Annotated in this window: 18 protein-coding genes; 9 read left to right on the forward strand and 9 right to left on the reverse strand. The window is 59.4% G+C overall.

Annotation, left to right across the window (positions count from 1 at the left end):
* The first annotated feature begins 10 nt into the window (after window positions 1-10).
* Entirely contained in the window at window positions 11-1,234 is a 1,224-nt protein-coding gene (nqrF, locus tag ACLH1U_RS24235; RefSeq protein ID WP_004204637.1) for an NADH:ubiquinone reductase (Na(+)-transporting) subunit F, read from the forward strand.
* Window positions 1,235-1,236: 2 nt separating this feature from the next.
* Window positions 1,237-1,452 carry a (Na+)-NQR maturation NqrM gene (nqrM, locus tag ACLH1U_RS24240; RefSeq protein WP_004204638.1) on the forward strand — a complete coding sequence of 72 codons (216 nt, stop codon included), beginning with the start codon at window positions 1,237-1,239 and terminating at the stop codon, window positions 1,450-1,452.
* Window positions 1,453-1,714: 262 nt separating this feature from the next.
* On the opposite strand, the gene ACLH1U_RS24245 is transcribed toward nqrM, so the two are convergent.
* Complete coding sequence (locus ACLH1U_RS24245) at window positions 1,715-2,575, reverse strand: glycerophosphodiester phosphodiesterase family protein (protein ID WP_085551922.1); 861 nt, start codon at window positions 2,573-2,575, stop codon at window positions 1,715-1,717.
* A 159-nt stretch (window positions 2,576-2,734) separates the two neighbouring features.
* Between ACLH1U_RS24245 and dinB the strand changes: the two genes are divergently transcribed.
* Window positions 2,735-3,790, forward strand: a complete 1,056-nt coding sequence (gene dinB / locus ACLH1U_RS24250) for a DNA polymerase IV (RefSeq protein WP_048296767.1) — start codon at window positions 2,735-2,737, stop codon at window positions 3,788-3,790.
* Between the two features lie 2 nt (window positions 3,791-3,792).
* Window positions 3,793-4,239 (forward strand): GNAT family N-acetyltransferase, encoded by a 447-nt coding sequence (locus ACLH1U_RS24255; protein WP_048296768.1) that lies wholly within the window; start codon window positions 3,793-3,795, stop codon window positions 4,237-4,239.
* A 45-nt stretch (window positions 4,240-4,284) separates the two neighbouring features.
* On the opposite strand, the gene pepD is transcribed toward ACLH1U_RS24255, so the two are convergent.
* Window positions 4,285-5,742, reverse strand: a complete 1,458-nt coding sequence (gene pepD / locus ACLH1U_RS24260; RefSeq protein WP_374014332.1) for a cytosol nonspecific dipeptidase — start codon at window positions 5,740-5,742, stop codon at window positions 4,285-4,287.
* Window positions 5,743-5,999: 257 nt separating this feature from the next.
* On the opposite strand from pepD, the gene gpt reads away from it, so the two are divergent.
* The 3 genes from gpt (at window position 6,000) to crl (ending at window position 8,264) form a co-directional block, all read left to right on the forward strand.
* Window positions 6,000-6,458, forward strand: coding sequence for a xanthine phosphoribosyltransferase (gpt, locus tag ACLH1U_RS24265; protein ID WP_002889733.1), 459 nt, complete (start codon window positions 6,000-6,002; stop codon window positions 6,456-6,458).
* A gap of 105 nt (window positions 6,459-6,563) precedes the next feature.
* On the forward strand, window positions 6,564-7,808 hold the full coding sequence (gene frsA, locus ACLH1U_RS24270) for an esterase FrsA (RefSeq protein ID WP_023288512.1): 1,245 nt from the start codon (window positions 6,564-6,566) through the stop codon (window positions 7,806-7,808).
* Window positions 7,809-7,865: 57 nt separating this feature from the next.
* Window positions 7,866-8,264 carry a sigma factor-binding protein Crl gene (crl, locus tag ACLH1U_RS24275; protein WP_002889793.1) on the forward strand — a complete coding sequence of 133 codons (399 nt, stop codon included), beginning with the start codon at window positions 7,866-7,868 and terminating at the stop codon, window positions 8,262-8,264.
* A 97-nt stretch (window positions 8,265-8,361) separates the two neighbouring features.
* Here the strand turns inward: crl and csiR are convergent, their stop codons facing one another.
* The 6 genes from csiR to glaH all read right to left on the reverse strand — a co-directional run bounded on the left by csiR (window position 8,362) and on the right by glaH (window position 15,677).
* The gene (gene csiR / locus ACLH1U_RS24280) at window positions 8,362-9,054 is read right to left on the reverse strand and encodes a DNA-binding transcriptional regulator CsiR (protein ID WP_023288513.1); all 693 of its coding nucleotides are present in this window, start codon (window positions 9,052-9,054) and stop codon (window positions 8,362-8,364) included.
* A 45-nt stretch (window positions 9,055-9,099) separates the two neighbouring features.
* Complete coding sequence (gene gabP, locus ACLH1U_RS24285; RefSeq protein ID WP_050533149.1) at window positions 9,100-10,500, reverse strand: GABA permease; 1,401 nt, start codon at window positions 10,498-10,500, stop codon at window positions 9,100-9,102.
* A 135-nt stretch (window positions 10,501-10,635) separates the two neighbouring features.
* Window positions 10,636-11,919 (reverse strand): 4-aminobutyrate--2-oxoglutarate transaminase, encoded by a 1,284-nt coding sequence (gene gabT / locus ACLH1U_RS24290; RefSeq protein WP_023288515.1) that lies wholly within the window; start codon window positions 11,917-11,919, stop codon window positions 10,636-10,638.
* 12 nt (window positions 11,920-11,931) lie between these two features.
* Window positions 11,932-13,380, reverse strand: a complete 1,449-nt coding sequence (gene gabD / locus ACLH1U_RS24295) for an NADP-dependent succinate-semialdehyde dehydrogenase (RefSeq protein ID WP_368764319.1) — start codon at window positions 13,378-13,380, stop codon at window positions 11,932-11,934.
* Between the two features lie 23 nt (window positions 13,381-13,403).
* Entirely contained in the window at window positions 13,404-14,672 is a 1,269-nt protein-coding gene (gene lhgO, locus ACLH1U_RS24300; RefSeq protein WP_048296770.1) for an L-2-hydroxyglutarate oxidase, read from the reverse strand.
* A 27-nt stretch (window positions 14,673-14,699) separates the two neighbouring features.
* A complete protein-coding gene (glaH, locus tag ACLH1U_RS24305) occupies window positions 14,700-15,677 on the reverse strand; it encodes a glutarate dioxygenase GlaH (RefSeq protein ID WP_373638404.1) in 978 nt (325 codons plus the stop codon).
* A 466-nt stretch (window positions 15,678-16,143) separates the two neighbouring features.
* Here glaH and ACLH1U_RS24310 point away from each other — a divergent pair, with 466 nt between their 5' ends.
* The gene (locus ACLH1U_RS24310) at window positions 16,144-16,401 is read left to right on the forward strand and encodes a YjhX family toxin (protein WP_032453046.1); all 258 of its coding nucleotides are present in this window, start codon (window positions 16,144-16,146) and stop codon (window positions 16,399-16,401) included.
* A gap of 57 nt (window positions 16,402-16,458) precedes the next feature.
* Window positions 16,459-17,208 carry an SAM-dependent methyltransferase gene (locus ACLH1U_RS24315; RefSeq protein ID WP_032453047.1) on the forward strand — a complete coding sequence of 250 codons (750 nt, stop codon included), beginning with the start codon at window positions 16,459-16,461 and terminating at the stop codon, window positions 17,206-17,208.
* A gap of 40 nt (window positions 17,209-17,248) precedes the next feature.
* Here ACLH1U_RS24315 and ACLH1U_RS24320 read toward each other — a convergent pair whose 3' ends face one another.
* The gene (locus ACLH1U_RS24320; RefSeq protein ID WP_085551916.1) at window positions 17,249-17,887 is read right to left on the reverse strand and encodes a glutathione S-transferase family protein; all 639 of its coding nucleotides are present in this window, start codon (window positions 17,885-17,887) and stop codon (window positions 17,249-17,251) included.
* Between the last annotated feature and the right edge of the window lie 210 nt (window positions 17,888-18,097).

Genomic DNA, 18,097 nt, shown 5'->3' on the forward strand with positions numbered 1-18,097 from the left:
GCGAATAAGTATGGAAATTATTCTTGGCGTCGTGATGTTCACGTTGATTGTGCTGGTGCTGTCGGGGCTTATCCTGGCAGCGCGCTCAAAGCTGGTGAACGCGGGCGACGTGGTTATTGAGATCAATAACGAAGCGGATAAGCAGATCCGTACCCCGGCGGGGGATAAGCTGCTGAACACGCTGTCCAGCAACGGGATTTTTGTCTCCTCCGCCTGCGGCGGCGGCGGCTCCTGCGGCCAGTGTCGGGTGACTATCAAAGAGGGTGGCGGCGATATCCTGCCGACCGAGCTTTCGCATATTACCAAACGCGAAGCCAAAGCCGGCTGCCGTCTGGCCTGCCAGGTCGCGGTGAAGCAAAACATGAAGATTGAGCTACCGGAAGAAATCTTCGGCGTCAAAAAATGGGAATGCGAAGTTATCTCCAATGATAACAAAGCCACTTTCATTAAAGAGCTCAAGCTGCGGATCCCCGAGGGGGAGGTGGTGCCGTTCCGCGCCGGGGGCTATATTCAGATCGAATGCCCACCGCATAAAGTGGCCTATGCTGACTTCGATGTCCCGGATGAATACCGCTCGGACTGGGACAAGTTCAACCTGTTCCGCTACGTCTCCGAGGTGAAAGAGCCGACCCTGCGCGCCTACTCGATGGCTAACTATCCGGAAGAGAAGGGCATCATTATGCTCAACGTGCGCATTGCGACGCCGCCGCCGAAGGTGCCGGATGCCCCGCCGGGGATCATGTCGTCCTATATCTGGTCGCTGAAGCCGGGCGATAAGGTGACGATTTCGGGGCCGTTCGGCGAGTTCTTTGCCAAAGAGACCGACGCCGAGATGGTGTTTATCGGCGGCGGCGCCGGGATGGCGCCGATGCGTTCGCATATTTTCGACCAGCTCAAGCGCCTGCACAGCACACGCAAAATCAGCTTCTGGTACGGAGCGCGCTCGCTGCGCGAGATGTTCTACGATGATGAGTTTGAACAGCTGGCGCGGGATAACCCGAACTTTACCTTCCACGTTGCGCTCTCCGATCCGCTGCCGGAAGATAACTGGACGGGCCATACCGGCTTTATCCATAACGTTCTGTACGAGAACTATCTGCGCGATCATCCGGCGCCGGAAGACTGCGAGTTCTACATGTGCGGGCCGCCGGTAATGAATGCCGCGGTGATTAAGATGCTGAAGGATCTGGGCGTCGAGGACGAGAATATTCTGCTCGATGACTTTGGAGGCTGACGATGCTGACGGTGTTTGTCGCAACCTTTGTGATTTTTGCGCTGGTGATCCTCGGGATGTCGCTGGGCTACCTGGTGAAGCGCAAGAGCATTCAGGGCAGCTGCGGCGGGATCTCCTCGCTGGGACTGGAGAAAGTCTGCGATTGTCCTGAGCCCTGCGACGCGCGTAAGAAACGTCTCGCCCGCGAGGCGCAGCGCCAGCAGCGGCGCATTTTGTAATCTGTGAGGTTTCCGGGCAGATTGCGCTCCCGATATTTCTTTTGCGTGATGCCACTCATGGCGCAGGGAGCGCACCGGGGGCGGCCAGTCGCCGCCACCCCCGGGCTCCGGCCAGCACCGGCAGTTTCAACTGCCCCAGGCCCGGCGGTGAGTTAACAGCCAGTCCTGGAAGGGTAGGCCGGGTAAGGCGTAGCCGCCACCCGGCAACAACATGCCAGCAACGTGAGGCCGCTTTCGCGGCCTTTTTTAGCCATTGACTCCCTTACTGCCAGCTTTTCGCCTGCGCCGGGGAATCGACCATCACGCCGTCAGCGCCCAGCTCTTTCGCCGTGCGGTAATCTTCCGCACTGTTGATGCCGAAGAAGATAATGTGCGCTTTACCCTGCGAGCGGAAGCAATCCATCGCCTCTTTATCCCAGGTGAGCGTCGCCGGGGAGACCCCTTCCCCAAGGGTGAATTTCTCCACCACCTCTACCTTGCGCTTCAGCTCCAGCCCATACCATTGCTCGCCTTCGTGCTGGCTGGCAGGCTGGCACTGATGGCTGAGCGAAATGCTGGCAAGTCTGGTGCGGGTTTCGCTGCGGGTGACGAAGCGGGGAATAGCCGGCGGCAGCGCGGCGATATAGCGGTCTTCGGTGGAATAGACCCGCACGCGATCGAGGCTGTGCGTAGCTTTTAACACCGCAAGCAGGCGCTCGCCCATCACGGTCGGGTCGGCATCTGGAGATTTAATGTCGATGTAGAAGAACGTGTGCGGCCATTGCTGCAAAACGGCTTGCAGCGTGGGAATGGTGGCCTGCCTGCCGCGCCAGGGGTGGCTGTCATCACCCCATTTCCAGCCGGCATCGACTTTCGCCAGCTCGGCGGCGGTCAAACTGGAAATGTTGCCCTCGCTATTGGTCAATGCGGAAAGATCGCTTGACCGGTAGAGCACCGGCACGCCGTCGTGGCTTAACTGCACCGTGACCCAGATGGCCTCGGCGTTATTCTCCAGCGCCAGCTTAATGGCCGGCAGGGTATTTTCTGGCGCATCGCCGGTGCCGCCGCGATGGGCAATCAGCTGCGGGGCGGCCCAGGCGCCGGCGGAGGCCAGCAGGCAAAGTGCGGTAAGTATTTTCTTCATGATTATATCTTCCAGATTTATCGGTTAACTTTATGAAAATAAACATAATTTATTGCAGTTTTATGTTTTAGCCGCTTTTCTGGGCGATGAAATAAAAAAAGCATAAAATTCGCAGCGAGTTTTGCTATGCTGTATGGGTATACAGTGTTGAGTCTGACGATGCGTAAAATTATCCATGTCGATATGGACTGTTTCTTTGCGGCGGTGGAGATGCGCGACAATCCGGCGTTGCGCGATATACCTCTCGCGATAGGCGGCAGTCGGGTACAGCGTGGCGTGATTAGTACCGCGAACTATCCTGCGCGTAAGTTTGGCGTGCGTAGCGCCATGCCGACGGCGACGGCGCTCAAGCTGTGCCCGCATCTCACGCTGCTTCCCGGCCGCTTTGATGCCTACAAAGAAGCCTCGAACCATATCCGCGAAATTTTCTCCCGCTATACCTCGCGCATTGAGCCGCTGTCGCTGGATGAAGCCTATCTTGACGTCAGCGACAGCGTGCATTGTCACGGGTCGGCCACCCTGATCGCCCAGGAGATCCGCGAAACCATCGAACGGGAGCTGCGCCTCACCGCCTCGGCGGGGGTAGCGCCGGTAAAGTTTCTTGCCAAAATCGCCTCCGACATGAATAAACCCAACGGCCAGTTCGTTATCGCTCCCCATCAGGTGGCTGAGTTTGTACGGGCGCTGCCGCTGGCGAAAATACCCGGCGTCGGGAAGGTATCGGCGGCGAAGCTGGAAAATATGGGCCTGCGTACCTGTGGCGATGTACAGAACAGCGATCTGGCCATGCTGCTTAAGCGCTTCGGTAAATTCGGCCGTATTTTGTGGGAGCGCAGCCACGGGATTGATGAGCGGGAAATCCATAACGACCGGCAGCGCAAGTCAGTGGGGGTAGAGCGGACATTAGCGGAAGATATCCATGAATGGTCAGAGTGCGAAGCGATTATCGAAAATCTCTATCCCGAACTGGAGCGCCGGCTGGCGAAGGTCAAACCGGACCTGCTGATCGCCCGTCAGGGTATTAAACTGAAATTCAATGACTTCCAGCTGACCACCCAGGAGCACGTCTGGCCGCAGCTGAACAAAGCGGATCTGATTGCCACCGCGCACAAGGCCTGGGATGAGCGCCGCGGCGGACGTGGCGTGCGCCTGGTTGGGCTCCACGTGACGCTGCTCGATCCGCAGCTGGAAAGGCAGCTTTTATTAGGGATTTAACCATGCACATTCGTCCTTACCGCGACAACGATTTACCACTGCTCTGTCGGATATTCCTGCGCGCGGTGCGGGAAACGGCCTGCCGGGACTATACTCCGGCGCAGATTGCGGCCTGGGCGCAGGTGGATGAGACACGCTGGCGGCAAAAGCTGGCTGATGCAAACGGGCTGGTGGCGGAGATAGAGAATCAACCGGTTGGCTTTATCACCGCCATCGGGACGCATATCGATTTGCTCTTTGTCTCGCCAGATCACGGCCGGCAGGGTATCGGCGGCGCGCTTATCGAGGCGCTCTGCGCTCAGTATCCTGCGCAAATCCTGACGGTGGACGCCAGCATTACCGCGAGACCCTGTTTTACGGCCCATGGCTTTAAGGTGGTGGCTGAGCAGCGGGTGGCGGCGCGCGGGGAGTGGTTTATTAACTACCGGATGGAAAGCGCGGGACGCTAAGGTGAGGGGGAGAAACCGGCGGCGGGCTGCCGCCGGTTGTGGTGCTTATTTAGCCGGAATGGCTTTCAGCAGCTCGGTCAGCAGCGTCCAGTACTGGCCGACGCTCTCGATATGGACCTGCTCATCCGGGGAATGCGGACCGGTAATGGTTGGCCCGATGGAGACCATGTCCATCTCCGGATACGGTTTTTTGAACAGGCCGCATTCCAGGCCGGCGTGGATGATCTGGATGTTCGGCGTCTTGTTGAACAGACGCTGGTAAGTCTCGCGCACCAGGTGCATCACCGGCGAGTTGGCGTCCGGCTGCCAGCCAGGGTAAGCGCCTTTGGCTTCGGTTTTCGCCCCCGCCAGTTTACCCAGAGAATCCAGCATGCTGACCACGTAGTCTTTGCCGCTGTCGATCAGCGAGCGGATCAGGCAGTGGATCTGCACGTTGTCATCGGTCATGGTGACGACGCCGACGTTCAGCGAGGTTTCTACTACGCCTTTCGCCACGTCAGAGTTGCGGATAACCCCGTTCGGCGTGGCATTCAGCAGGCGGATGAAACCGTCGCGGGAGGCCTGAGTCAGCGCCGCTTTGTCGTTCTCTACCGCTTCCAGGAGCACCACCAGGTTCTTCTCTTTGGCCGCCAGCTCGTTTTGCAGCAGCGCCTGGTAAGTATTCACCAGCGCTTTCAGCGCATCGGCTTTATCCGCGGCGACGGCGACAGTAGCGTACGCTTCGCGCGGGATGGCGTTGCGCAACGTACCGCCGTTGAAATCGACCAGACGCAGATCCAGCTCATCGGCATGACCGGCAAGGAAGCGCGACAGCAGCTTGTTGGCGTTACCCAGACCGAGATGGATGTCACCGCCGGAGTGGCCGCCCTTCAGCCCTTTTAAGGTCACTTTAAAGCTCAGGAAACCGGCCGGAATCGCTTCGCGGGTCAGCGCCAGGTTAGAGGTGAAATCGATCCCGCCGGCGCAACCCATATAGATTTCGCCTTCTTCTTCGGAGTCGGTGTTGATCAGGATATCGGCCTGCAGCCAGTTGGCCTGCAGACCGAAGGCGCCGTCCATACCGGCTTCTTCGGTCATGGTCAGCAGCACTTCCAGCGGGCCGTGAGCGACGCTGTCGTCGGCCAGTACCGCCAGTGCGGACGCCATCCCGATACCGTTGTCCGCGCCCAGCGTGGTGCCGCGCGCTTTCACCCATTCGCCGTCAATGTACGGCTGGATCGGATCTTTGGCGAAGTCGTGGACGGTGTCGTTATTTTTCTGCGGCACCATATCGAGGTGCGCCTGCAGCGCTACCGGCTTACGGTTTTCCATACCGGCAGTCGCGCCTTTACGAATCAGAATGTTGCCAACCTGGTCGCGTTCCGCGTGTAAGCCTTTTTCTTTTGCCCAACCCATAATGTGCTCGGCGAGCTGTTCTTCGTGATAGGACGGGTGCGGGATGGAGCAAATCTTGGCGAAAATATCCCAAAGCGGCTGCGGGGATAGTTGAGACAGTTCAGACACGGTAAGTCTCCTTACAGACTCCTGCATACAGCGGTTGCAGGACGAGGGTTAGCGTTAAAATACACAACAAGCCCGGGCTTGCGCGATGGGGGTGAGAATACCACTTTCCACCGCCGCAGGTAGTGTAAACAACGCAAAAAGCGTTGCGCAAACCGCTTAACACTGGTTTTTAGTGCGTCAGATCTCTATAATCTCGCGCAACCATTTTCCCCCTCGAACATTATTTAAGCCGTATTACACAGGCTGGGACACTTCACATGAGCGAAAAATACGTCGTCACCTGGGACATGTTGCAGATTCACGCCCGCAAACTGGCCAGCCGTCTGCTGCCGGTTGAGCAATGGAAAGGCATTATTGCCGTTAGCCGCGGTGGACTGGTACCGGGAGCCTTACTGGCGCGTGAACTGGGCATTCGTCATGTTGATACCGTATGCATCTCCAGCTACGACCATGATAACCAGCGCGAGCTGAAAGTACTGAAACGTGCGGAAGGCGATGGCGAAGGCTTTATCGTTATCGACGATCTGGTGGATACCGGCGGGACCGCCGTGGCGATCCGCGAAATGTATCCCAAAGCGCACTTCGTCACCATTTTCGCCAAGCCGGCAGGCCGTCCGCTGGTCGATGATTACGTAGTTGATATTCCGCAGGATACCTGGATTGAACAGCCGTGGGATATGGGCGTGGTGTTTGTACCGCCTATCGCAGGTCGTTAATTCTTCAGGACAGTGCTATTTACCACGCCCGGCTTGCCGGGCGTGGTTTTTTTTATCCTCTAGCAGGTTACAATATCCGGAGTGGCACTACGACGGAGACTGCACATGTCACAGGCTAACCTCAGCGAAACGCTGTTTAAACCTCGCTTCAAACATCCCGAAACCTCTACGCTGGTGCGCCGGTTTTCTGCCGGAAAACCCCAGGCGATGCAGTCAGCGCTGAGCGGCAATCACGTCGAACACTGGTACCGTCTGATCAATCGCTTAATGTGGATCTGGCGCGGCGTAACCCCGCAGGAGATCCTTGATGTGCAAGCGCGCATTGTGATGAGCGAGGCCGAACGAACGGATCCCGAGCTGTTCGATACCGTCATCGGCTATCGCGGCGGCAACTGGATCTTTGAGTGGGCGAAAGAGGCGATGCAGTGGCAGCAAAAGGCCGGCCAGGAAGCCGATCCTTTGCTGAGCGGCCGCCACTGGCTGCATGCTTCGAACCTGTACAGCATTGCCGCTTATCCGCATATTAAAGGCGATGAGCTGGCGGAACAGGCGCAGGCTTTAGCCAACCGGGCGTATGAAGAGGCCGCCCAGCGACTGCCTGGCGCCCTGCGCGAGCTGGAGTTCACCATCCCTGGCGGTTCGCCGATAACCGGCTTTTTGCATATGCCGAAAGGCGAGGGGCCGTTTCCGACGGTGCTGATGTGTGGGGGGCTGGACTCGCTGCAGACGGATTATTACAACCTGTATGAGAACTACTTCTCACCGCTCGGCATTGCCATGCTGACCATTGATATGCCCTCCATCGGCTTCTCGTCAAAATGGACGCTGAATCAGGACACCAGCCTGCTGCATCAGCACGCGCTGCGCCATCTGGAAAATGTGCCATGGATTGACCATACCCGGGTCGCCGCCTTCGGCTTCCGTTTTGGCGCCAATATCGCGGTGCGTCTCGGTTACCTGGAGCCGCAGCGGCTGAAGGCCGTAGCCTGTCTGGGGCCGGTGGTCCACGGTCTGCTGGTGGATCCTCTGCATCAGGGGCGCGTGCCGGAGATGTACCTCGACGTGCTGGCCTCGCGGCTGGGCATGCATGACGCGTCCGATGAAGCGCTGCGCGTGGAGCTCAACCGCTACTCGTTAAAAACCCAGGGACTGCTGGGACGCCGTTGCCCGACGCCGATGCTTTCCGGCTTCTGGAAGGACGATCCGTTCAGCCCCGAAGAGGAGTCGCGGTTAATCACCTCGTCATCTGCCGATGGCAAACTGCTGGAGATCCCGTTTAACCCGGTGTATCGCAATTTTGATCACGCATTGCGACAGATCGCCCGCTGGATCAACCATAGATTTGGTTAATTTATTGCTAAATTCTATTGGTTTGGTAAAACAGTTGCATCACTAAAGGAGATCGCAATGACGTTACCGAGTGGACACCTGAAAAGTAAGTTGATCAAGAAATTCACGGCGCTAGGGCCTTACATTCGCGAAGAGCAGTGCCATGACAACCGTTTCTTTTTCGATTGCCTGGCAGTTTGCGTCAACGTTAAGCCCGCACCGGAGAAGCGTGAATTCTGGGGCTGGTGGATGGAAATGGAAGCACAAGAGTCACGTTTCACCTATAGCTACCAGTTTGGCCTGTTCAATAAAGAAGGGTCATGGCAGGCGGTCGACATTGACGACCCGGAAGTGAGCGACAGACTGGAAAAAACGCTGCGCGAGTTTCACGAGCGCGCCGCAGCGCTGCTGACCACCTTTAATCTGAAGCTGGAACCGGCCGACGATTTCAGCGAGCCGGTTCGCCTGCGCGCCTGATTGATCTACAGATACGATTTCTCCACGCCCGTGCGGCGTGGAGGAGCGTGACGAAGGCTTTGCCGGCCCACCCGCACTCTCCACCCCGCCACCTGACTCACACTGCCTGCGGCTGCAGCTTGCCGGCCATCGCCTGCTGAATAATCGGGATCGGCGTCAGTAAGTGCTCGCGCATCAGCGCGCTGGCCTGCTCGGCGTCGCGCGCCAGAATAGCGTCCACCAGGGTCTGATGCTGGACATGCTTATCTTCCAGCATCTCCACCGACAGGACGGTGGTGCGCAGCCAGATAAAACGGTAGCGGGCTGCCAGATCGAAGAGCCGCTCGCGCATTTGCAGCAGATACTGCGAACCGCAGCCGGCGACGATGGCGGTGTGAAACGCCTGGTGGCGCTGGTCCCACTCATCGAGTAAGCGCTCACTTGCCTCGCACGACTCCAGCTTGTTGAGCAGATGGGCGCGGGCCAGCAGCTCCGCCTCCCACTCATCGCCGCCGCGCTCGATGGCGAGGCGCACCAGCATGGCTTCCATGTTGGCGCGCGCGTCGAAGATATCGAGAAGCTCCTGTTCCGACATGGGCGCTACCCGATAGCCTTTCTGATTGACCACCGTCACCAGCCGCTCGGCCACCAGCTGCGAAAGCGCCTCGCGCAGCGGACCGACCCCCAGGGCATAGCGCGAGGTCAACAGGCTCATCCGCAGCTTCTCATCGGGTTGGTAGACCCCGCGGATGATGTCGTTTTTTAACCAACGGTACCCGTCAATGGCCGTCGCCTGGGAAATGGCGGTCATGATCTTACTCCTGAATACTCTTCCCGGCGGGGGCCGGGAACAGGGTTAACGCGTATTTTGCAGCGGCAGTTTTTGCCACAATACCAGCTTTTTCCAGCGCGACATAATCGGTACCGTACAAATAATTCCCAATGCTAACAGGCCGGTAGAGATCACCTCCAGCTGCTGCGCCGGACGGAACAGCATCACCACCAGCACGAAGGTGATAAAGGCGATCACCAGCCATGTCAGGTACGGATAGAGCCACATTCTGAGACGGATCTCGCCGCCTTGCGCCTGAAGGATTTTACGCATCCGCAGTTGCGAAACGGCGATCACCAGATAGACCAGCAGGGCGATGGCGCCGGAGCTGTCGATGAGGAATTTAAACACCTTGGCAGGCGCGTAGTAGTTCACCACCACGGTGAGGAACGCCGCGCCGGTGGAGAGGAGCACCGCCACGTACGGCGTTTTGCTGCGGTTGGTCCGCCCCATGAAGGCCGGCGCATCGCCGCGGCGGCTCAGGGAGTAGAGCATCCGCGAGGCGGTATACAGCGCCGAGTTCAGACAGCTGGTGACCGACAGGAGGATCACGCCGTCCATAATCAGCTTGGCATAGGGAATATGCAGCAGCTCGAGCACCGAGCGGTAGGAGCCAATGCTCTTCAGCCCCGGCATATTCCATGGGATGAGGGCGACGACGATAAAGATCGAGCACAGATAAAAAATAGAGATACGCCAGATCACCGAGTTGGTGGCGCGCACGATATGTTTATCCGGGGTATCCGATTCGGCGGCGGCAATAGTGACAATCTCCGCGCCCATAAACGAGAACATGGTGATCAGCATCGCGCTCAGCACCGCGCCGAAGCCGTTGGGCATAAAGCCGCCGTGATCCCACAGACGCGAAATGCCGCTCACCTCGGCATACGGATAAAAGCCGGTAATGGCGACCGCGCCCAGTACGATAAACGCCAGAATAGCGACCACTTTGCACAGCGCCAGCCAGAACTCGAATTCGCCGTAGTTTTTGACGCTCAGCAGGTTACTGCCGGTGAGGGCGAGGGTGATGACCAGAGAGAACAACCACACCGGGACGCCCGGCACCCATGAATGCAAAATAATCGCCGCGATATTGGCTTCCAGCGGAATAACCAATACCCAAAACCACCAGTACAGCCAGCCGATGGTATACCCCGCCCAACGGCCGATGGCTTTATCGGCGTAGGTGGAAAAGGAGCCGGTATCCGGCGTGGCGACCGCCATTTCGGCCAGCATACGCATAATCATCACCACCAGTAGCCCGGCAAACAGATAGGCCAGCAGCACCGCCGGGCCCGCCTCGGCAATGGCGACGCTGGATCCGACAAATAAACTCGCGCCGATCACCCCGGCGATAGATAACATCGTGACGTGGCGCGACTTCAGCCCCGCCCCTAAATCCTGTGATTGCGACAGTTGCCCCATCATTTACCCTCTCGAAGTGTGTCACCTGGGAGAGCGCCCCGACATTCCCGCGCCGGGGCACGCGTATTATTGTTGTTTTGCAGGTCTCGTCTTTATTCCCTTACTAACGTACTTCGTGTCCGCATGTCTGGTGTGCTATGCCTGTTTCGCCTCGGTAAAGCAGTCGGCGATGATCTTCAGCCCCTGCTCGATCTGCGCCTCTTCGATGGTCAGCGGCACCAGGATGCGCAGCACGTTGTAGTACGGCCCGCAGGAGAGCAGGATCAGGCCTTTGTCGCGCGCCCGGGCGACAATATCCGCCGTCAGCCTGGCGTTCGGCCTGCTGTGGTCGCCCTCTTCAAACAGCTCAATGGCGATCATCGCTCCCAGACCGCGCACGTCGCCGATCTCCGGATGATCTTCAGCGATCGCCAGCAGGCCCTGGCGCAGGGTATCGCCGAGCTGGTTGGCTTTTTCCAGCAGATTCTCCTGCTCGAAAATCTGCAATACCGCCAGGGCGGCGGCGCAGGCGATGGGGTTGCCGGCGTAGGTGCCGCCCAGTCCGCCCGGGGCGATGGCGTCCATCACCTCCGCGCGGCCGGTGACGCCCGCCAGCGGGAAACCGCCGGCGATGGATTTGGCGAAGGTGGTGATATCCGCCGCGACGCCCATCTGCTCCATGGCGAACAGGGTACCGGTGCGGCCCGCGCCGCTCTGTACTTCATCGGCGATGAGCATAATGCCGTGCTCGTCGCACAGGGCGCGCAGGCGCTGCATAAAGGCCGGGGAGGCGGCATAGAATCCGCCTTCACCCTGCACCGGCTCGATAATGATGGCGGCGATATCTTCCGGCGCGGCATCGTTTTTGAAGATACGATGGATGCTGGCGATCGCCTCTTCATCGCTGACGCCGTGCAGCGCGCACGGATAGAGGGCGCGATAGACGTGACCCGGCATTAAGCCCATACCGGCGGAGTATGGATTCACTTTACCGGTCAGCGACAGGGTGTAGTGAGTGCGGCCGTGATAGGCGCCGGTGAAGGCGATCGCGCCGCTGCGCCCGGTTGCCGCGCGGGCGATCTTCACTGCGTTCTCCACCGCTTCCGACCCGGTGGTCACCAGCAGGGTTTTCTTGGCGAAATCACCAGGCACCTTCTGGTTCATCTTTTCGCACAGCGCCAGGTAGGGCTCGTAGGCCAGCACCTGGAAGCAGGTATGGGACAGCTTTTTCAGCTGGTCCTCCACGGCGGCGACAATCTGCGGATGCAGGTGGCCGGTATTGAGCACCGCGATACCGCCGGCAAAATCGAGATATTCCCGCCCTTCGACGTCCCACACCCGGCAGTTCTCCGCGCGCTCGGCGAAGACAGGATGGATCTGGCCGACGCCGCGCGGGACCGCGTCGTTGCGACGCGCCATCATTGCTTTATTGCTGTTCATCCGTCACTCCTGTTAAAGGCCAATACACATGTATTTGATTTCTAAGTAGTCTTCGATACCGTACTTCGACCCTTCGCGGCCGAGGCCGGAGGCCTTAACGCCGCCGAACGGAGCGACTTCGGTGGAGATAATTCCGGTATTGATGCCGATGATGCCGTACTCCAGCGCTTCGCCGACGCGGAACACACGGCTCAGATCGCGGGCGTAGAAATAGGCGGCGAGACCGAACTCGGTATCGTTGGCCTGGGCAATGACGTCGGCTTCATCTTTAAAGCGGAACAGCGGGGCCAGCGGGCCGAAGGTCTCCTCTTTCGCCACTTTGGCGCTGTCGGGCACGTTGACCAGGATGGTGGGCTGGAAGAAGTTGCCGCCCAGGGCGTGCGGTTTGCCGCCGGTGACCACCTTTGCGCCTTTGGCGATGGCGTCGGCAATGTGTTCTTCAACTTTGGCGACGGCTTTCTCGTCGATCAGCGGGCCGGTCGTGACGCCCTCCTGCAGGCCGTCGCCGATGCGCAGTTTTTCCACCGCCTGCTGCAGCTTCTCGGCGAAACGGTCATACACCCCGTCCTGGACGTACAGGCGATTGGCGCAGACGCAGGTTTGTCCGGCGTTGCGGAACTTCGACGCCAGCGCCCCCTCGACGGCTTTATCGAGATCGGCATCGTCGAAGACGATAAACGGCGCGTTGCCGCCCAGCTCCAGGGAGACTTTTTTGATGTCTTTCGCGCACTGCTCCATCAGCTGGCGGCCAATCTCGGTCGAGCCGGTAAAGGAGAGCTTGCGTACCAGCGGGTTGCTGGTCAGTTCGCCGCCGACCGCGCCGGCTGAGCCGGTGACGACGTTGAACACCCCGGCGGGGATCCCGGCGCGATTCGCCAGTTCGGCCAGCGCCAGCGCGGAAAACGGCGTCTGGCTGGCCGGTTTCAGGACCATGGTGCAGCCCGCGGCCAGCGCCGGGCCCGCTTTGCGGGTGATCATCGCCGCCGGGAAGTTCCACGGGGTGATGGCGGCGGTGACGCCGATGGGCTGCTTAATCACCAGCAGGCGCTTGTCGGCCTGGTGGCCCGGAATGGTGTCGCCGTAAATGCGTTTACCTTCTTCGGCGAACCATTCAATAAAGGAGGCGGCGTAGCTGATTTCGCCTTTGGCTTCCGCCAGCGGTTTCCCCTGCTCGAGGGTCATCAGACGGGCGAGATCGTCCTGGTTCTCCAGCATGAGATCGAACCAGCGGCGCAGAATATTCGCCCGCTCTTTGGCTGTGAGGGCGCGCCAGGCGGGAAGGGCGCGGTTAGCGGCTTCGATCGCTTGTCGGGTTTCGTCAGCGCCCATTTTCGGCACGCTGCCGAGCTGCTCGCCGTTGGCCGGGTTGGTCACCGCAATCACGTCGCCGTTGGGCGCATCGCGCCACTGACCATCAATCAGCGCCTGCTGGCGAAACATAGTCATATCGTTGAGTTGCATAATCGCTTCCTGTCTTCAGGGGGTTAACGGGTAAAAGCGGCGTGTAGTGTCTCCACGCTACGTGCCGCACGCAGCGTGCGTCCGGGATTGCTCTGGCTGGCCAGCAGGGTCTGCACCTTGCTGACGATATGCGCGCCGATCGGGATAGCCGACGTCGCCGCGGGTGACGGCGCGTTACAGGTGTGAATGGAACGCGCGGTGGTGACGAAGAGAAAATCGTCGATCAGTTTGCCCTGCGGCGATACCGCCTGCGCCCGCACGCCGGCCGGCCACGGGCGCAAATCGCTTAATGTCAGGCTCGGGCAGTATTTCTGCACCAGCCGCAGATAGCCGCTTCGGCACAGCGAATTTTTCATTTCGCCCAGCCCGGAGCGCAGGTTGTTTTGCAGTACCCGGCGAATGCCGGGCGAGGTGAGGATCTCCAGGGTATCGGCCAGCGAAATATCGCGCTTGCGATAGCCTTCGCGCTTCAGGGCCAGCACGGCGTTGGGGCCGACGGTGACGCTGCCGTCGATCATGCGGGTCAGGTGGACGCCGAGGAACGGCATCGCCGGATCGGGGATCGGATAGATCAGATGGTTGACGATCTGATTGTGCTGCGGAGCGAGCTGGAAATACTCCCCGCGGAACGGGCAGATGATAAACCCGGGATCGACGCCGAGCATTTTCACCAGTCGATCGGCCATCAGTCCGGAACAGGTAATCAGCGTCGAGGCCTCATACTCGCCGCCCTGGCGGGTGTGGACGACCACGCCGCTGGCGTGTTCTTTCAGGGCGCTGACTTCGGCGTTGTAGACGATGGCGCCGCCTTTCGATTCGAAGTTCTTCGCCATCGCCGCCGCCACGTCGCGGTAGCTGACGATGCCGCTGGAAGGGACGAAGATCCCGCCGAGTCCGCTGATGTTCGGTTCGCGCTCGCGCAGCTCCCCGGCGCTCAGCCATTCCCGCTGCAGGCCGTTGGCGGCGGTGCGATCCCACAGGGCGCGCATCCGCTCCATCTCCAGCGGCGAGGTGGCGACCAGCATCTTGCCGCAGACGTCGTAGCGGATGCCGTTCTGCTCGCAAAAGGCCTTGGTAGCGCGGTTGCCGGCGAGGCAAAACTGCGCCTTGAGGCTGCCGGGCGTGTAGTACACCCCGGCGTGGATCACGCCGCTGTTATGGCCGGTCTGATGGCAGGCCGGGCCGGCCTCTTTTTCCAGCAGCGCAATGCGGGCGTCCGGGTAAATCTCAATTAACTGCATGGCGGTCGACATGCCGATGATGCCGCCGCCGATAATCACGAAATCATACATCCGCTCAATTCCTTCGCCTGAAAACCCTTATTGATGAGTCTGGTAATGATTCGTGGAATACGCAAAGTAGCCGCGCTGGCGCATCAGCTCGCGGCGCAGGTCCGGGTGCGGCGTAAAGCGATCGCGGCCGTGCAGCCAGAACAGGTTGTTTATCAACAGAAATTTGCCTACCGGAACCGGTACAGAAAGAATGTTTTTGCTGGTCTCCAGCGCGTCGGAGAGGCGGCTCAGCCAGGTGCCTTCTTCGAAATCTTTCGGCTGGACGAACTGGTCGATATAGCGCATCACCGGGCGACCCAGCTGGTCGACGTCGAATACCGGGTGGAAGACATCTTTGCTGACGTTTTTGCTCGGCGGCGCGGCCCAGCGCATCGGGCGGCGGGCGAGCGGGTCGCGGAAGAATTCGTCGAGGTGCTCCCAGTCGTCGAGATGCAGCAGCAGGGAATTGCCGCCCTGCATGTTCTGCTCGTCGATCTTCATCATCAGCACATAGTCGGTTTGCTCTTCGACGTAAGTGCCGTCGTTGTGCAGCTCCATCACCCGGTGCGGCTGGCGCAGATAGCTGTCGGAGTTATCGACGTTTTTCACCACGAAACGGGCGTAATACTGGCCGCTCATGGCGTCGAAATTGGAACGGCCAATCAGGTGCGCCACGGCGGTGGCCAGCTTGACCATCTCCTCGGCCTGGCTGACGTGATCGATCCCTTCGCCGTTGATCAGCAGCGCGCCTTCCGCGCGGTCGAGCAGCGTTTTGATCAGCAGCGGCTGCAGCTGGTTGCCGCACAGATCGTCGAGGATCTTGCCCACCTGAAAGCGTAAGAAAGATTTGTACTCCAGCGCCTGCACCGGCCACTGCGTGACCTGCTGCAGAAACTGGGCGGTGGTGTCGGCGGAAAAGGTGAGCTCCAGCAGGTGCGGCGACTGGGCGGAAGGGGCGACGGTAAAGCCAGGGAAGTGTTGAGCTAACGGCGCGGATGTCGGTTTTACTGCGGTCAGGGCGTTCATCAGGATCGTTCCTCGCAATGGAATGGAAGGTCAGGGTGATGTTCATTTCGTAGCCATAAATTAAAAATATCTACATTTTTATAAAGTGCGTACGAAATGGCCTTTTTGTTTCTATTTTGTGATCTGACAACAATTATTTAACAATGCGAGGGAGATAAGGCGGTGGTTAACGTTGTGGAACAAAGCGGGTGGCGGAAAAGGCAAAATGCCGGGAAGGCTGAGGGTAAATCATAACGCCGATCACAGTTTTTAATCTGTGCAATACCCTTACCAGATGAAGGTGTTAACATTCAGCCGGTAAATACCTTTCAATGCTCACCGAGGCTTCGATGCTGGAGAATGTCATTATCAGATAATCAGCTTCCCGACCTGCCCAGGCCGGACTGATTATCGCTGCGCTTAAACCTTACGCACACACCTGCGGGTGTAGGCATGTTTTCGCACATGATAATGAACAGGTTTCAGTATGAATTTATCCCGTCAGGAACAACGGACCTTACACGTACTCGCCAAAGGTGGCCGTATTGCGCACGTCCGCGATACCTCCGGCCGCATTACCGCCGTCGAATGCTACACCCGGGAAGGGCTGTTGCTGAGCGACTGCACCCTCGCGGTCTTCAAAAAGCTCAAAACCAAAAAGCTGATTAAGTCGGTGAATGGCCAGCCGTACCGGATCAACACAACCGGTTTGACCAACGTTCGCGCGCAGGCGGACAACCGCTGATACAGCGACCCGGGCAGGGTCGCTGCCCGGGCGTATGGCTCTCAAGGAGAAAAAACCATGATCGATATCCCTCGCATTTTTACTATCAGTGAAAGCGAACACCGTATTCATAACCCTTTTACCCCGGAAAAGTACGCCACGCTGGGGCGGGCGCTGCGAATGGCGCCGGGCGCCTCCATTCTTGACCTCGGCAGCGGCTCCGGAGAGATGCTCTGTAGCTGGGCGCGCGATCATCAGATCGTCGGCACCGGGGTGGACATGAGCCTGCTGTTCAGCCAGCAGGCGGCCGCCCGGGCAGAGGCGCTCGGGGTGAGCGACCGGGTGACCTTTTTGCACCAGGATGCCAGCGGGTATGTCGCCAGTCAGCCGTGCGATATTGCCGCCTGCGTGGGGGCAACGTGGATCGGCGGCGGCGTGGCAGGCACGATTGCGCTGCTGAAGCAGAGCCTTAATCCAGGCGGCATGCTGCTGATCGGCGAGCCATGGTGGCGCAAACGCCCCGCCACGGCGGAAGAGGCGGTTGCCTGCGGCGCGCACTCTCCCGACGACTTCCTGACGCTGCCGGCGCTGGTCGCCCACTTCGGCGAACTGGGCTATGACGTAGTGGAGATGGTGCTGGCGGACCAGGAGGGCTGGGATCGTTATGAAGCGGCGAAATGGCTGACGATGCGCCGCTGGCTGGAGGCCAATCCGCACGATGACTTCGCGCCGGAGGTTCGCCAGCAGTTGACCACCGCGCCGCTGCACCATGTCACCTGGACCCGGGAATATCTCGGCTGGGGCGTGTTTGTCCTGATGGCGCGTTAACCAGCGTGTCGGTAGCGTCGGGAGGCGCTACCGACCATCTTCAGACCTTCAGCTCGTCGTAGCTGACCATGACGTGTTGGCGAAAGGCGGGCCGTGCGGTTAGCCGTGCATAATAGGCCGCAAGATGGGGGAGGGGACGACGGGGGATATCGATTGCAAAGTAGCGGTACAGCACATGACCAAACTGGATGTCGGCCAGGGTGAGCGTATCGCCCACCAGATAGCGACTGCCGGCGAGACGTGCCTCGGCAATCGCCAGCTTTTGCTCCAGGGCCGTCACCGCCGCGGCGATGGCCTGCGGATCCCGCTCGGCGGCGGGCGTGCGCACCACGCGCCAGAACACCGGCGCCGTAAAGCCGAGGGCAATATTCTGCTTTGACCACTCGGCCCAGCGATCAACCTCAGTACGAGCCAGCAGATCGCCCGGCCAGAAGGCGTCGTCGGCGTAGCGACTGGCTAAATAGCGAAGGATCGCGCCGGTTTCCCACAGCGGCGGATTATCGCCATCCTGCAGCACTGGCACCGTACGATTGGGATTGAGCTGATAAAACGCCTCGCTGTCGGTACCGCCATAGCGATGGCCCACGTCGAAGCGGAGATAGTCCAGCCCAAGCTCGCCAACACACCACATCAGCGCCTGCACGTTAGAGGAAGTTTTTCGGCCCCAGATAGTCAGCATCGGGATCTCCTGTGAACAGGGAAAGAAGGAGCATAGCAGGTAGGGTTGAAAACGGGAGGGGTCACAAAAGAAATGAGCCACCTCGCCGCGCAGGGGGCGGATGCGCTGGTCAGATGTTCAAACCAGGAGCGTCGCTGAGCCAGCTATTCAGCGCACAGAATGAGTGGTAGAAACAGAGGGCAACAGTTTGCCCTCTGTTTACTTAAGTGG

Source organism: Klebsiella sp. 1SOBk5mer (genome assembly GCF_046603115.1).
Classification (GTDB): domain Bacteria; phylum Pseudomonadota; class Gammaproteobacteria; order Enterobacterales; family Enterobacteriaceae; genus Klebsiella; species Klebsiella quasipneumoniae.